At 42.2% G+C, this 15,286-nt stretch carries 11 protein-coding genes; 4 read left to right on the forward strand and 7 right to left on the reverse strand.

What is annotated here, in order from left to right; genetic code table 11:
* The first annotated feature begins 91 nt into the window (after positions 1-91).
* Positions 92-2,707, forward strand: coding sequence for a phosphoenolpyruvate synthase (gene ppsA / locus ABIA61_RS04260; RefSeq protein ID WP_404580341.1), 2,616 nt, complete (start codon positions 92-94; stop codon positions 2,705-2,707).
* A gap of 564 nt (positions 2,708-3,271) precedes the next feature.
* Here ppsA and ABIA61_RS04265 read toward each other — a convergent pair.
* Positions 3,272-3,670 (reverse strand): hypothetical protein, encoded by a 399-nt coding sequence (locus ABIA61_RS04265; protein ID WP_404580080.1) that lies wholly within the window; start codon positions 3,668-3,670, stop codon positions 3,272-3,274.
* 532 nt (positions 3,671-4,202) lie between these two features.
* Between ABIA61_RS04265 and ABIA61_RS04270 the strand changes: the two genes are divergently transcribed.
* Positions 4,203-4,565, forward strand: a complete 363-nt coding sequence (locus tag ABIA61_RS04270) for a histidine kinase (protein WP_404580342.1) — start codon at positions 4,203-4,205, stop codon at positions 4,563-4,565.
* Positions 4,566-4,919: 354 nt separating this feature from the next.
* Here ABIA61_RS04270 and ABIA61_RS04275 read toward each other — a convergent pair whose 3' ends face one another.
* The 4 genes from ABIA61_RS04275 to ABIA61_RS04290 all read right to left on the reverse strand — a co-directional run bounded on the left by ABIA61_RS04275 (position 4,920) and on the right by ABIA61_RS04290 (position 9,258).
* The gene (locus ABIA61_RS04275; RefSeq protein ID WP_404520115.1) at positions 4,920-7,082 is read right to left on the reverse strand and encodes an amidase; all 2,163 of its coding nucleotides are present in this window, start codon (positions 7,080-7,082) and stop codon (positions 4,920-4,922) included.
* Between the two features lie 168 nt (positions 7,083-7,250).
* Complete coding sequence (locus ABIA61_RS04280) at positions 7,251-7,496, reverse strand: hypothetical protein (RefSeq protein ID WP_404580343.1); 246 nt, start codon at positions 7,494-7,496, stop codon at positions 7,251-7,253.
* Positions 7,497-7,560: 64 nt separating this feature from the next.
* Positions 7,561-8,799 carry an ISL3 family transposase gene (locus ABIA61_RS04285; RefSeq protein WP_404580344.1) on the reverse strand — a complete coding sequence of 413 codons (1,239 nt, stop codon included), beginning with the start codon at positions 8,797-8,799 and terminating at the stop codon, positions 7,561-7,563.
* 81 nt (positions 8,800-8,880) lie between these two features.
* Positions 8,881-9,258, reverse strand: a complete 378-nt coding sequence (locus ABIA61_RS04290; RefSeq protein ID WP_404580345.1) for a TetR family transcriptional regulator — start codon at positions 9,256-9,258, stop codon at positions 8,881-8,883.
* A 321-nt stretch (positions 9,259-9,579) separates the two neighbouring features.
* Between ABIA61_RS04290 and ABIA61_RS04295 the strand changes: the two genes are divergently transcribed.
* The gene (locus ABIA61_RS04295) at positions 9,580-10,554 is read left to right on the forward strand and encodes a nitronate monooxygenase (protein WP_404580346.1); all 975 of its coding nucleotides are present in this window, start codon (positions 9,580-9,582) and stop codon (positions 10,552-10,554) included.
* A gap of 513 nt (positions 10,555-11,067) precedes the next feature.
* Positions 11,068-12,762, forward strand: coding sequence for a CocE/NonD family hydrolase (locus ABIA61_RS04300; protein ID WP_404580347.1), 1,695 nt, complete (start codon positions 11,068-11,070; stop codon positions 12,760-12,762).
* Positions 12,763-12,840: 78 nt separating this feature from the next.
* On the opposite strand, the gene ABIA61_RS04305 is transcribed toward ABIA61_RS04300, so the two are convergent.
* On the reverse strand, positions 12,841-13,833 hold the full coding sequence (locus ABIA61_RS04305; RefSeq protein ID WP_283656032.1) for a carbohydrate kinase family protein: 993 nt from the start codon (positions 13,831-13,833) through the stop codon (positions 12,841-12,843).
* A 22-nt stretch (positions 13,834-13,855) separates the two neighbouring features.
* Entirely contained in the window at positions 13,856-14,890 is a 1,035-nt protein-coding gene (locus ABIA61_RS04310) for a LacI family DNA-binding transcriptional regulator (RefSeq protein ID WP_283656033.1), read from the reverse strand.
* Positions 14,891-15,286 lie beyond the last annotated feature (396 nt).

Raw genomic sequence — 15,286 nt, forward strand, 5'->3', positions numbered from 1 at the left:
ATAATTAATACATCTTATATTTCAACTTTACCATGCCGGTAAACTCTTGTCAAATGATTTTTCTCAATTTAATGGTTAGGAGAAATGCTGAATGAGTTCTTTGGTTCTCGGTTTTCAAGAAATGGAAAAAACGCAGCTTTTTCTCGTTGGCGGAAAAGGGTTAAATTTAGGGGAGTTATCAAAAATTGAAGGAGTACAAGTACCAGAAGGTTTTTGTATTACAACAGTGGGTTATCAAAAAGCCATTGAACAAAACGAAACATATCATGCTTTGTTGGATCGACTAACAATACTAAAAGTAGAAGATCGAGATCAAATTGGTGAAATCAGTAGGAAGATTCGACAAATCATTATGAAAGTGGAAATTTCTTCCGATGTTGTGAAAGCAGTTACTCACTATCTCTCCCAGTTTGGCGAGGAACATGCTTATGCAGTGCGTTCAAGTGCGACTGCTGAAGATTTGCCACATGCCTCTTTTGCTGGTCAACAAGACACCTATTTAAATATCATCGGCAAAGAAGCAATCTTGCAGCATATCAGCAAATGTTGGGCTTCCCTATTTACGGATCGCGCGGTTATCTACCGTATGCAAAATGGATTTGACCACAGTCAAGTTTATTTATCCGTTATCGTTCAAAGGATGGTTTTCTCACAGGCTTCAGGAATTTTATTTACCGCTGATCCGATTACATCCAACCGGAAGCTGCTATCAATCGATGCCAGTTTTGGACTTGGAGAAGCACTGGTCTCTGGCTTGGTATCTGCCGATTGTTATAAAGTACAGGAAGGGGAAATCGTCGATAAGAGGATAGCAACCAAAAAATTGGCTATCTATGGACGGAAAGAGGGCGGAACAGAGACACAACAGATCGATCCTGATCAGCAAAAGACTCAAACACTTACTGAACAACAAATTTTACAACTGGCACGCATCGGAAGACAGATCGAAGCTTATTTTGGTTGCCTACAAGATATCGAATGGTGTTTGGTTGATGATACTTTTTATATTGTCCAGAGTCGTCCAATCACGACTTTATACCCGATCCCTGAAGCGAAAGATCAAGAAAATCACGTTTACGTATCTGTCGGTCACCAACAAATGATGACGGATCCCATGAAACCACTAGGATTGTCTTTTTACCTGTTAACGACCCCAGCACCCATGCGAAAAGCTGGCGGGAGGTTGTTTGTTGATGTTACACAAAATCTGGCTTCGCCTGTCAGCAGAAAAATGGTAATAGATTCCTTGGGGAAATCCGATCCGCTCATAAAAGACGCACTCATGACCATAATAGAGCGAGGAGATTTTATAAAGACGTTACCACATAACAAAAAAGAACTGAGTACCAGTAAAAGCAATAAAGGGTTGCCGTCTGCGGGTTTTCAAGCACAAACCGAAAACAATACGACAATCGTTTCTGATTTGATTAAGAGTAGTCAAACATCGATAGCAGAGTTAAAACAAAACATCCAAACGAAATCAGGATCAGATTTATTTGATTTTATTCTAGAGGATATCCAGCAATTAAAGAAGATTTTATTTGACCCTCAGAGTTTGGGTGTGACTATGGCTGCTATGGATGCTTCAACATGGATCAATGAAAAGATGAACATGTGGTTAGGTGAAAAAAACGTAGCAGACACGCTTTCTCAATCTGTACCAAACAATATTACTTCGGAAATGGGTCTGGCGCTATTGGATGTCGCAGATGTGATTCGTCCTTATCCAGAAGTGATTGATTATTTACAACATGTAAAAGATGGTAACTTTTTGGATGAACTGGTTAAGTTTGATGGTGGACAGGAAACTCAAGACGCTATCTATGCTTATCTCAATAAATACGGAATGCGATGCAGCGGAGAAATCGATCTTACTAAAACCCGCTGGAGTGAAAAGCTAACTACACTGGTCCCCATGATTCTCAGTAATATCAAAAACTTTGAGCCTAATGCCAGCCATCGGAAATTTGAGCAAGGGCGACAGGAAGCCATGAAAAAAGAACAAGAATTATTAGATCGATTGAAGCAATTACCGGATGGTGAACAAAAAACCAAAGAAACCAAACGAATGATCGACTTAATCCGGAATTTCAGCGGTTATCGGGAATATCCAAAATACGGCATGATTAATCGCTACTTTGTTTATAAGCAGGCTTTACTGAAAGAAGCTGGACAACTCGTACAAGCGGACATTATTCATGAAAAAGAAGATATATACTATCTCACTTTTGAAGAACTTCGCGAAGTCGTACGCACAAATAAACTGGATTACCAGATCATCAGCAAACGAAAAGACGAATACAAGTTTTATGAAAAACTAACTCCACCACGTGTTATCACGTCAGATGGTGAAATCATTACAGGTGAGTACAAACGAGAAAATCTCCCAGTCGAAGCTATTGTAGGTCTACCTGTTTCTTCCGGAGTTATAGAGGGACGAGCACGTGTCATCTTAAACATGGAAGATGCTGATCTGGAAGATGGAGATATCTTAGTCACCTCCTTTACTGACCCTAGCTGGACAACATTGTTTGTATCCATAAAAGGCCTAGTCACCGAAGTTGGTGGACTGATGACCCATGGAGCCGTTATCGCACGTGAATATGGCTTACCAGCAGTTGTCGGAGTGGAGAATGCTACCAAACTGATAAAAGATGGGCAACGAATTCGCGTGCATGGAACAGAAGGGTATATCGAAATATTGTAATGGCTGAATACGTCAAGTAATAGCCTCTGTCATAATGGACGGCATTAAATGCAACCTGTCATGGATAAAAGGGCGGTTACCCTGTTCGTCCTTTTATCTACCCATCTTAGTTGGGTAATTGGCAGTAAATCTATTGCAGTAATGGAGGTGTTAGTTCAATGACGCAGACCACCACGTCGAAAGCAATTATGACACAAAGCACCCCAAAAAAATCAAATGATTTTAATTTTGGGGGTGTACTTTAAGAACTTATTTATTTGATGATCGAAAAAACACATTATTTAATGTGTAACAATAATCAGGAGCCTTTAGGAGTTATGAAAGGAAGATTAACGGTTATGGAATGTATTCTGGGTTTGATCCTTTGATGGACTCTTTAATTACTATTCGACGGTTTCCCTTGCTGCGATTCTATGTTGTTCATTGAAGCATAATAATATTATTCTCAAAACAACACAATGATTTATACATAGCTGATCCGATCTAAATCTCTTGTCCTTTACGGCAATAGGTACAAGTTCTTGTCCCTCGACAGTATCAGGTGTTAAATACCCAAATGTGCCCTCAGAGTCGAACCTGCATATTCGCTTCTGAACCGCCCGGAAGAGCTATAAATCGGTCAATAGCCCCAGCCTCAAACCGCTCAATAATATCGTTCAATACGTCCTCAACCGTTCCAACGGAAACCCAATGAGCAGATCCGACGACCTCGGGCCTTGCCAACACATCTTCCACTGTAGGCTGATGGTTTATAATATACTGGCGCAAAAGCTCAGCATGTGTCCGGCTGCGGACTGGCTGATTCGGATCGGGAAGCATATCGGCAGTTACGCGATGATCCAAAGCAAAGCTGCTTAAATCAAGGCTAAGCACTGACTTGAGCAGTGCATGTCTGCGCTCCATACTCAAATGCGCATGTGCTGACTTATGTAATTCATGCGCTTCCTCGCGAGTTTCAGCCAAGAAAAAATATAATCCAGGCAAAACTTTGATGGCGTTCGGAGTTAGATGATAGTAAAGTCTATGAATTAATCAGTTTCCTTGGCCAGTAGCCAATGCTATGTCATCATTAATAAACTCAGTCGGACTATTGATTTAATAAGGAGAGCCATCAACAAAGCTGCATAGGAAGGATTGGAAGCCTATTTTCCCGTACAAAACAGGCCTATATTTTCGTTTCAAAATGTCTTAAAATTTTCTTGTGGCGGGAGACAGCTCATTAAATTTCGTATGCTGGGTGTGGAAAATGTTCTTATCATTATCTGTTACTGGTCTTTCAAATCTTGACTGTACCTAGAGATTTGGGCCAAGTTCAATGGGAGGTCATCTGGCTGTCGGCAGCCTTTCTTGTTCCTATGTTTTTTTGGTTTCCGCAATGGCAGATGAACAAAACGTGGTTTTGTATTGCTGAGATTTTACTCGGCGGGTCATATTATGTGAATTTGGTTATCCATCCCGAACTCATGTCCAAGCCGATTACTTGCTTCCCAGTCTTATGATGGGTTATTTATTGACCAGGCAGACATTTTGGATTATTCCCGTGGTGTCTTTGATGCCGCTCATCTTCCAAGCCTACGAAGGATACGCCATGAAACAGAGCTTGAGTATGGGGATGGACAACCTGTTATTTTGTTTTATCGGGATATGGGTAAGCTTCGTAGCGAATGCCTATCATCAGAAAAACGCTTTGGCGGTCGAGGTTGAACATCAAAATAAGCTGCTGACTCACTACGCTGCGCAGGTCGAAAAGATGACATTAATGGAGGAACGCAGCCGTATGTCCAAGGAACTGCATGATACATTGGGTCACTCCTTTATTTCCCTGATTATGAGATTGGATGCGGCCGTTAATCGTTAATCTGTCGTTACGCCCCTTTTCTTGAGAGAGAAGCGTATTTCCTACGATATTTGCGGTAAATGCAAGGCTGTATGAAGTTAGTCACTAATACATGAATATTCTTTTTGATTAAAAATATCCAAATAGTGATTGAGCTATCGAGAAACGATAGTTCGATGAACAAGACAGCAAGGCTACAGCATGCCAAGTTGCATTAGAATTTAAAGAGCTGGAAGTTACAGCTTCATCTGACCGACCTCCAGCCCGCCAAGCTCAACTATCCCGTCGCTCAGACCAGCTGCAGCGATAGCTTCCCTAATGAGAACCTCACGGTCAGGGAACCCACAATTATAGTGAGTTCTATGATGTCCTTTGTCATTGGGATAAAGTGACAGACTTGACTTGAGCAGAGGTATTTCCGTAAATATCCTTGGCCAGCACGAGAATATGCAGCGTATCGGCTTGGGAGGCACCACCCTGTTTGTATTTAGTAGTTGGAAGCGTTGCTGACCAATTGGATTTATCTTCTGTAATAACAACACGAATGCCATTGACATAAACTTTAAGCTGCGCAATATCGCTTTGATCTGTGACTGAACCTTCCAAAAAGAGAACATCGTCCTTGATCGAAGCACTCAACTTAAGTGCAGGGGCTCCTGTTTCCTTGCGTTTAGAGGGTGGGAGAGCAGTTTGCGGATTATAGGAAAAGGTTTCATCCTCAAGCGCTGGCGTGCGTGCTGCAATAGGACGGTTTTTGGTCGCCTGCTCATAGGAATAAGCGTAACGAAGCAGGTCATTATCGCTGTATGCGGCACCTGCCATCGTCAGATTAACGGGCATACCGGTATCCTTCATAGCACCCATACTCACAGACACACTTGGGATCCCGTACTCGCGTAGAATGAAGTTCGTATTGGAGAAATAGTTGCCATTCTCCCAAGCCTCCTCATAGGACGTTTCATTCACATCGGAGTCAGCTTTGCCGATATTCGAATTTGCCGGGAATGCAATAAAATCAAGGTTGTTTTGCTTCATCCAATTTTCAAAATCAATCTTTCGTACATTTTCAAGCCCCCGTAGCCCTTCATGAAACTGAGGAATTTGTTCGTAAGGGGTGACGCCTTTCTTTATGGTTTCAATGAATACGTCATAGTGGCCAAGGTCTCTGCCACGTTTGGCATCTACCGAACCGGGCGGATTCGGGAAGACGGTTGCAGGGTCGATATTAGCCCATGACGGGAAATTCGGATCGCCCACACTTTTAAGGAATTCCTCAGCTGCATAAGGATTAAGCAGCCCGAATTCCTTTTCAACCCACTTTGCCGGCATCAAACCACGTTCTTCAGGTGTTTTCGCTGTTGCCCGGTCCTTCTCGCTGTTCGCCTGCAAGGGGAAGTCAACTTCCACAACCTCTGCTCCAAGAGCAGTGAAATCCTTTACAGCTTTTTCCCATAATGCCTGTATCGAAGGTCTGAATTTGATCGGAGTTGAGGTTTCATGGTCCTTACCGATATAGATTTTCGGAACGCCAATGCGTTTGCCTTTCAAAGCTTGAATGTCTCGCAGCTCTAAATAGGATTTGGGACGGACACTGTTGACAGAAGGGAGCCGAACGGCTTTCTGTTCTCGCCAGAAATCGCCCTTGGTGATCTTATCCTCTACAACGATCACGTCAAGCAAGCGGAGCATGTCCTCAACAGTCCTCGTATGTGGGACAACGACATCCCGTATAGGGAAGAGCGGCCAATTCCCTCGAATGGAGATTAGGCCCCGCGATGGCGTATAGGCAATTAAACCATTGTTAGATGCTGGTGATCTTCCAGAGGATACCGTTTCTTCCCCCATACCGAAGGCAGCGAGGTTGGCGGCTGTTGATACGCCAGATCCGTTAGAGGAGCCAGAGTACCAGGCTGCAGCCAAATAATCTGGATTGTACGGACTTTCAGCACGGCCATAAATGCCTCTTTGCATTCCCCCTGCTGCCATTGGCGGCATGTTGGTTTTACCAATGAGCACCCCACCGGATTTGCGTATCTTCTCTACTGTAAAGGCATCGTCCTTTGCCATCAGGTTTTTGAAAGCCGGAGATCCAGAAGCGACAGTGAGTCCCTTAACCTTGTAGCTGTCTTTAACCGTGTAGGGGATGCCTTGCAGAGGCCCGGTTTTAATACCCTGTGCCCTTAGTTGATCAGCCTGAGTGGCTTCTTTTAGTACATCGGGGTTCAGAACAGGGATGGAATTCAGCCGAATGCCACTAGAATCATAGGCATATACACGGTTAAGGTACAGGGCGGTGAGCTCGACACTTGACAGTGCGCCTGACTTCATCGCTTCCTGCATTTGAGCAATCGTAGCCTCTTGCAATTGAAATGTAACTAGGGAGGAGGCGGGTTCACTAGCTTTACTTGAGGATGAGGGTGAAGGAGCGGCGGATGCAAGCGGGCATCCCGTGAAAGTTAAAATCATACCAACTGCGATCCATTTGCAATAGTTACCGATTACATTCCTTGTAGTCGCTTTTAGCGTTCGTGCGCACATAGCATTTTCACTCCTTAAATTAGGTAGGATCAGGAATTTGAATAGATGGGAATGAGAAAAGCCTCTTTTACAGTATAAATGTTTCTAATTATACTACTTATTTTCATGTAAAATGTCAATTTTTGTTATGTAGAAAGCGAGGAAGTTCGGCTAACGATTATTAACAGTTCATGGAACTTGAAAAAAAGTATGATGCATTCCAAATTTGATATTATCCATAATAATATTTGCTACATCCTTTGGAGTCATATTGGGCGAATATTCAAACCACCATTTAACCGTTGTCATTGCAGATGATGCAAACAAGCGAGTTAATAACTCCTGCTTTTCTGAAAGTTCCTTCTTCGTAATTTCTGTTCCATTGCTATTTTTACGAAGACATTCCCTGGTTCTCCTTTCAAATGTGTGTGCCATATCTTCAAAGATATATAACTCAATATTTTTATGGCTCTACACTAAAGTTAGTGCTTGACTTACACTAACCATAGCGAGATTGGTTACATTCAACAAGAAGTCCTTGTACGTAACGTTTTCTGTTGCGAGTGAAATAATGCCGCCGTTGAAAAGCCTTCATTCGGTTGTTTCTGCCCTCAACCGCTGCATTCGTCCATCGGCAACGGTGGTAGTTGACGACCTCTGTCCGCCAGTTTCGAATGGTCTTTACGCAGGCGTCAATAGCCGGATGCTGCATTTGCTCCCCTTGAACAAACCAGGTCTCAAGCCAACGATTCGCGGTGTTGACATCCGGCGAACAGTCGTACCATTCATTGAACGATTCTTTCCAGGCATGGGCTTGCCCAAGCAAGGACGAGTAATCTAAAATCTCTTTCAGTTCTTTATGCCTTTCAACGGACAAGGACTCCTCTTTGGGGTTTAGCAACCGATGCTTGGCTTTCAAATTCGCTTTCGCTCGAGAAGAAAGCGTCGTTTGGGTCGTTTTTCGGACGGCTTGAAGCGCCTCGATCACATACCGATGAACATGAAAGCGATCCGCAATACGAATCGCCTTCGGAAAGCATTCCTGAATCCAGGTATGGTAATACGGAGCCAGATCCATCACCACCGCAATGGGACGAAGCTCCAAAAAGAATGAATGCTGCTTCGCATAGGCTCGAAGTTCCTCCAATTTTCGGCCAGGAAGAATATCTAGTAACGCTTCGCCCCTCAAGTTATGAATGCCCGTGTTGTAGGTATGGCCTTTTCGGATGGCAAAATCGTCTACACCCAGCACAAGCTTGGAAGTACAAGCAGCGTCTTGCCACACGCGTTCCTGAAGGCGTTCGCTTGCCAACGCTAACCAGTGTTGGTACTTCGTTTGGAGCGTACTGGCGGGCATGGCATGCAGATCGGCACTGTGCTTAACCGTAGCTGCGGTTGCCGTACGAATCGCTTGCTTTTCAAAGGCGTGGCTGTAACGTTTCCCCGAATCGACGAAGGTGTATTGCCAGACGAATCCACACTGACACTGCTTACAAAACAGTCGGATCGCAGGAACCCGTACATAAATGGATTTACCAAAAGCCTCACCATGGCGAATGGTACGCGCTGGATTGCTCCCTTTCCGAATCACAAAATCAAGTGATCGGCATTGTGGACAAGCTTGCTTATGAGCAACTGGAGAGACCTCCACATGAAGCGTTTGCTCACCCACTTCCAAGACTTTTTCTGTTTTCACCTCTGGCAAGTCAAGCAAAAGATCGGTATACTGATTGTGCATCTGTCATTCCTCGAAGTTGGATTGGTCGCACAACCATCTTACGGAATGTTCAGATGTTTTTCTATTTTTCCAGCATAATTTCTATGTTTTTTCAAGCACTATGTTTTGTGTAGAGCCATTTTTATTCCACAATATAAGGTACCAATCTTTATTATCATACATAAATTGGAGTTGTTTTCTTAAAGCATCCAAAGATTCATTCATTCTATTCTTCTCAAAATTAAAAGATGCTAGATTGATATTATTTGAAAGTTCTTCTAATGTTGATTTGACTAGTGATTCTCTTAGCTGGTATTTATTCTCATAATATTTGTAGAATGTAGAACGATTAATTCTTGCCGCTGTAGTAATATCTTTTATGGAAATAGATGAAAAGGTTTTTTGACTAATGCATTTAGCAAACCCATGTTTTATATTTTCAAGTGTTTTCACAACACGTAAATCCGTTATCTCATTCAATATATGTCACTCTCCAATTCATAACTTTACATAGTATTAATTTGATTTTTTTAAAAAACAACACAAGCTATCAAAACTGTTGTTTAAGCAACAGTTAGGGGGAAACTTACTGATATTCTGGATCTTTTTTCTTTATTATAATCTTAATATAAACAAATATTTGTTTAAAATCATAAAACGGTTGGAGTGTTGGGGCAAGACTGATACCTTATTTAGCGACTGACATTGAGTTTTTTTGTATGTATCAATTCTAATTACAAGGTACTATCGACATTCTAACCCCATAAAAGAAAACATAAGTATGAAAAAGGAGAATTTTTTATGTCTAACAATCGGTTATGTGAAGTTTTGGGGATTGAAAAACCAATTATCCAAGGACCTATGGCTTGGGTTTCAACAGCACCATTAGTTGCAGCGGTTTCTGAAAGTGGAGGTCTTGGTGTATTAGGAGTGGGATTTGCTCCTTTAGATTTTATAAAGGAACAGATTATTGCTACAAGAAATATGACGAGTAAACCCTTTGGTATCAATGTAATTATGACTTCTGAATTATTAGATCATGTAACAAAAGTTGCATCAGAGGAAAAACCGCCAGTGATTTATGCTGATACACTATTGGACCTTGATCTAGAGTTATCCCAAAAATACTTTTCTATATGGCATGAATTAGGAATAAAAGTAATCGTAAAAGCAAGTACAATTCAAGATGCAATTACTGCGGAGAAAGCTGGTGCAGATGCAGTTATTGTAAAAGGTTGGGAAGGTGGCGGACATACTACCTATGAAGCAACAACGGTTCTTGTTCCACAAGCAGCAGACTGCTTATCTATACCTGTTGTAGCGTCTGGTGGAATTGCAGATGGAAGAGGAATGGCAGCTGCTATTGCCCTTGGTGCTGATGGTATTGAAATGGGAACCATATTTATGTGCGCAGATGAAACAGTAGTACATGCAAATGTAAAAGATGCCATGTTAAAAGCTGGTGATATGGAGACAGTGATAACAGGATATTCTACTGATGAGCCATGCAGACAATTGAAGAACAAGCTTTCAGAGGAAATGACTCAAATTGAAAACAATTACAGCAAAAAAGAGGCAGCAGAAAAACTAAAAGAAGTTTCCGAGAATTCTTTAAAAAGGGCAATGATCGAAGGTGATGTTAAAGAGAAGGGCGCTATTATGGTCGGACAAATAGTACCATTAATAACCGAGATTAAGAGTGTAAAAGATATTATAAATGATGTATTAGAAGGATACTATGAAACAATATCTAAGATAACTAAGTTTGAAGTTTGATGTTTATATATTTAAATTCAAAGGTGAAATTTAGAAACAGAAGTTAATGAAATTACACTATCTTAACTATAAAACCAGACGACATGGTCATACCATTGTCACCTAGACAAAACTAAAAAGAATCTATTAATTAGCAATCGTTCCTCAGAATTCTGTAGGGGACGGTTGCCTTAATTTTTCTAAAAGCTATGAAACAAATAATATAGCGGTAAACCATTTCTATATTCGAAACGAATTATTCATTCCCTGTTCAAAACACTGATTGATCAACAATACAACTGGAAAACTCATCTATTATGCGATTCCCGAGCTTGTCTAGAAGATCATACTTATCTTGAAAATGTAAATAAAAGGTCGACAGATTAATCATCGCCTTATACGATATATATTGACAGTGGAAAAGGAGCTCATGATTAGTAATTCTACAAAACCACATTCAATTTATACATCTATTTTTAAGATTAAAATTAGTAATGCTAAAAGAAATCACACGTATAAATGGAGGTTTATGAAATGTTTTACAAAGAGAATAGTAATGTCGAAATTATATATCGGCAATCAAAACCAGTTTCACAGTCAGAATATCCCGGGTTTGAACCAAGCGCTAGTATTATAAAGAAAGGAACCGTGCATCGTACAGATGGACAGCCTATTCCATGCGATATTCTCTGTGAACGTGATGTTGCGGTGAAATTAAGGGATGGTACGACTATTTATACTGATATATTTCGTCCTGTAGATGAAAAGAATGTACCGACGCTTGTCGTATGGAGCCCTTATGGGAAGAGAGGCAGTGTCTTATCCCTCGATTTATTTCCGGGGCGTATGGATGTTGCTCCCGAAGAGGAAGATGGTCTTAATAAATTTGAAGGTCCTAATCCGGGATATTGGGTAAACCATGGATATGCCATCGTTCATCCTGATCCACGTGGCGTATTTAACTCAGAAGGGAACATTCATGCTTGGGGCAAACAGGAGGCTGAGGATGAATACGATTTAATCGAGTGGGTTGCAGAACGTGAGTGGAGCAATGGTAAGGTAGGATTAACGGGAAATTCGTGGCTAGCCATTTCACAATGGAATGTTGCTTCTTACTGTCCGCCTCATCTTTCGGCTATTGCCCCCTGGGAAGGCGCTTGTGATATATTTAGGGAGACCTGCTTCAAAGGCGGGGTACCCGACTTCTCTTTTACTGAAACGATTTTTAGCTCCTTTACCGGAAATACAAGTTATGAAGATATCCCTGCCATGATGCGGAAATATCCGCTAATGAGTGAATACTGGGAAGATAAAGCACCAACCTTGGAAAACATAGAGGTGCCTGCCTATATTGTTGCTAGCTATACGAACCTTCTACACACTTATGGTACCTTCGAGGGCTGGCAACGAATATCATCTAAGGAAAAGTGGCTTCGGATTCATAACACTTTCGAATGGCCCGATTACTACAATCCACAACATGTCGAAGATCTAAGAAAATTCTTTGATTATTATCTCAAGGGTGAGCAGAATGGCTGGAACAACACCCCCAAGGTCCGTTTAGCTGTGCTCAATCCAGGTCACCAAGATATTTTGAATCGGGTGGAGGAGGACTTCCCACTAGAACGACAACAATTAATGAAACTATACTTGGATGCTAGTTCCGGTACGTTAAGCCAAGATATTGCAGGGAAAAAGTCCAAAATAAAATATACTCCTGATGAGAAAGGAGTATCGTTTAAGGTATTCTTTGAACAGGATATAGAAATTGTTGGGTACATGAAGCTGCATTTATGGGTATCCACAGAAGATTCTAATGATATGGATGTGTTCGCTTTTGTAAGGAAGCTAGATGCAAGTAGTAAGGAACTCCCAATCAAAATGGTTAACGACAGTTATTATGCCGGTGCTAGCGGGCGGATGAGAGTATCTCTTCGCCAACTTGATGCAACGAAATCAACACTGGAAAAGCCAGTACAAAGCTTTAAAACGCAAGAAAAACTTAAACCCAGAGAGATTATTCCTGTAGAAATTGGGTTCTGGCCAATGGGGATGAAATGGCATGCCGGGGAACAACTAGAATTGCTTATCACCGGAGTCGAACTTTTAAAGCGCCCCGAATTTCCTGAAATGTCAAGTGGCCCCTATATTAATCAGGGAACGCACACCATATATACTGGGGAGGAATACGACTCTTACTTAATAATTCCCGTTATTCCTTCCGTTTGAACGTTGTACAACAGCAATGGATCTCTACATAAAAAGGTGTCCAGCGACCTTAGGATCGTCGGACACCTTTTGCTGTTCTTACGCTTCAATCCTTGATTCACCCTGCTCTACGAAACGCTTAACTTCTTCCATCGACGGCAAGGCTGCAATCGCTCCAACTTTGGTGCACACGATGGCGCCGACTTGATTGGCAAGTGTTACAAATTCCTGCTGCTGCTTCCGGTTGGTGGTAAATGCCTTAGGCTGACTCAGCTGACTGATTTGATACAGCATAGCTCCGACGAAGGCATCGCCGGCACCGGTAGAGTCGATTGATTTGACAGCAATACTGCCGATTAGCGAACGGGAGACACCGCTTGAGATGAGGGTTCCTTCTTTCCCCAAGGTAACTGCCACCGTCTTGGCTCCGAACCCATGCAAAAGATCCAATGAAGCATTGCGGTCAGCCAGCCCTGTAATGATGTTTAATTCCTCTTCGCTTACCTTTACCAAATCCGCATTGTGTATTCCTCTTCTGGACAGTGCGATAAATTCCTCCAGCCTGTCTTTCCAGAGGTCCCCCCGGTAATTGGGATCAAAGGAGGTGAATTGCCCATTGGCCTTCGCCTCGTCCAATAAAGATAAATACGCTTCCCGGAAAGGATCGGCGAGCAAGGCCGTTGCCGAGCCAAAATGCAGAATGGCAGCCTGTCGGGTCCATTCCCTATCAATGTCCTGCAGAGACAACTGACGGTCAGCTCCACGGTTGAACACGAAATCCCGTTCGCCGTTAGCGGCAAGGGAAACAAAGGCCAGTGTAGTCGGCGTTGCCGGATCAAAAAGGAGCATGGATGTATCCACGTGCTGCTCATCCAGAGTTTGCTTCAGGTACATGCCGAACGGATCGGCTCCGACTTTTCCCAAGAATGACGCTTTTCCTCCGAGCTTGGCTACGGCTGCGCTCACATTTGCCGGAGCACCGCCGGCCTGCTTGGAGAAATGCTGACCCTTGGCAAGATTGACATCAATATCCGTACAGAAAAAATCAATGAGCAGCTCGCCCACACATAGAACTGTTCCGACATTTTTCACTTTGATTCACCTCTTGGCAGATTTAGTTTAAAACAGGCGTCGAGTCCCGGTATACGATATCCGTTGCAACATGGGTTACTCGGTACGGCATGGTATTATCTTTGATTCTGGATAATAACATTTCGGCTGAAATAATACCCATCTGACTACTGTAAATATGTACGGTAGTCAGATGGGGCTCGACTACCCGGGATTCTGAAGCATCATCGAACCCGCAGACAGCAACATCTTCCGGGACTTTAATCCCCTTGTTTTTCAAAGATTTTATCACGCTGATGGCAATAAAATCATTGGCGCAAATAAAGACGGAGGGGCACTCCCTCAGGGCATCCAATTGCTGCTCCATCCAGTTCTCCTCTATAAAGAAATTGCGGTCCGGCGCTACAATGCTATGGGCAGGGTCCAAGGTGATTCCGGCTTCTGCCAGGGCCTTATTGAATCCCGTCCAGCGTTCATTGAAGCTTTTGCAGTGATTGTAATCGCCTACAAAACCGAAGCTTTCGTAGCCATGATCTATTAATTTCCGGGTAACACAGTATGTGCTGTGCTCATTTTCCATCAATACCAGATCTGCCTTCAATTCCGGATACACCATATCTGCAGCACAATCAATAAAAATGGTTGGGATGCCAAGATCCGTGATCAGCTTGCTGTATTCCTTGCTGAACATTTCGATGCAGAAGATGCCAGCCACATTCGAAGGCTCGAAATTACCGGGTAGGGTCATCGTATTGATATCGTTCTCACGGACAAAATAAATGGATAAAGTATAGCCCTGGTTGCTGATTTCCTTCTCCAGCCCGCTGATCAGCTGCGATCCAAAGTGTGAGCTATTGGGAAGATTACAGGTCAAAAGTGCGATATTGCCCTGTTTTTCAGAGGCTGTTTCCATATAAGAAAATTGTTTGTATTTAAGCTCCACTGCTTTTTTGATCACCTTGTCCCTCGTTACGGCAGGAATATTCTCTACTCCATTAAGCGCCTTGGATGCAGTGTTTCTGGAAATTCCCAGGGCATCAGCGATGTCTTGAATAGTAACCTTTGACTTTCTCGTCATATTGTTCCACCTTATTCTCCCGAATTAAGATTCTTCATATTTCTAAATATATAGTATTTTCATGCTTTTAACAATGAAATTATTCAAATGAACAAAATAAGTTTACATTTGTATGTTTATTTGATGCATTTTTAAGGGAATTGGTGCTAAAAATATTATATTCCTCTTGAATCATGTGTTTTTAATGAATTTAGTTGCCGAAATGTATTGACTTATTCAATGTGCACCTGTTAAATTGTAATAGAAAAAATGTTCAAATGTAAAATGTAAACCCATTCATCTTGGGGAAGTGTAAATTTCTAGTCATGTTGGAGGTGGGTGAATTACCAGTAAGGCATTTGCAAAACATCTTGCGTAATTATGTCAGAGAGATGACGTAACATGGCTTAGAACTGT

The organism is Paenibacillus sp. RC21 (genome assembly GCF_044907935.1).
Taxonomy (GTDB): domain Bacteria; phylum Bacillota; class Bacilli; order Paenibacillales; family Paenibacillaceae; genus Paenibacillus; species Paenibacillus terrae_A.

Coding starts and splice junctions, on each gene's coding strand:
- ppsA (WP_404580341.1), top strand. CDS start 92: ATGAGTTCTTTGGTTCTCGGTTTTCAAGAAATGGAAAAAACGCAGCTT.
- ABIA61_RS04270 (WP_404580342.1), top strand. CDS start 4,203: ATGATGGGTTATTTATTGACCAGGCAGACATTTTGGATTATTCCCGTG.
- ABIA61_RS04275 (WP_404520115.1), bottom strand. CDS start 7,082: ATGTGCGCACGAACGCTAAAAGCGACTACAAGGAATGTAATCGGTAAC.
- ABIA61_RS04280 (WP_404580343.1), bottom strand. CDS start 7,496: ATGGCACACACATTTGAAAGGAGAACCAGGGAATGTCTTCGTAAAAAT.
- ABIA61_RS04285 (WP_404580344.1), bottom strand. CDS start 8,799: ATGCACAATCAGTATACCGATCTTTTGCTTGACTTGCCAGAGGTGAAA.
- ABIA61_RS04295 (WP_404580346.1), top strand. CDS start 9,580: ATGTCTAACAATCGGTTATGTGAAGTTTTGGGGATTGAAAAACCAATT.
- ABIA61_RS04300 (WP_404580347.1), top strand. CDS start 11,068: ATGTTTTACAAAGAGAATAGTAATGTCGAAATTATATATCGGCAATCA.
- ABIA61_RS04310 (WP_283656033.1), bottom strand. CDS start 14,890: ATGACGAGAAAGTCAAAGGTTACTATTCAAGACATCGCTGATGCCCTG.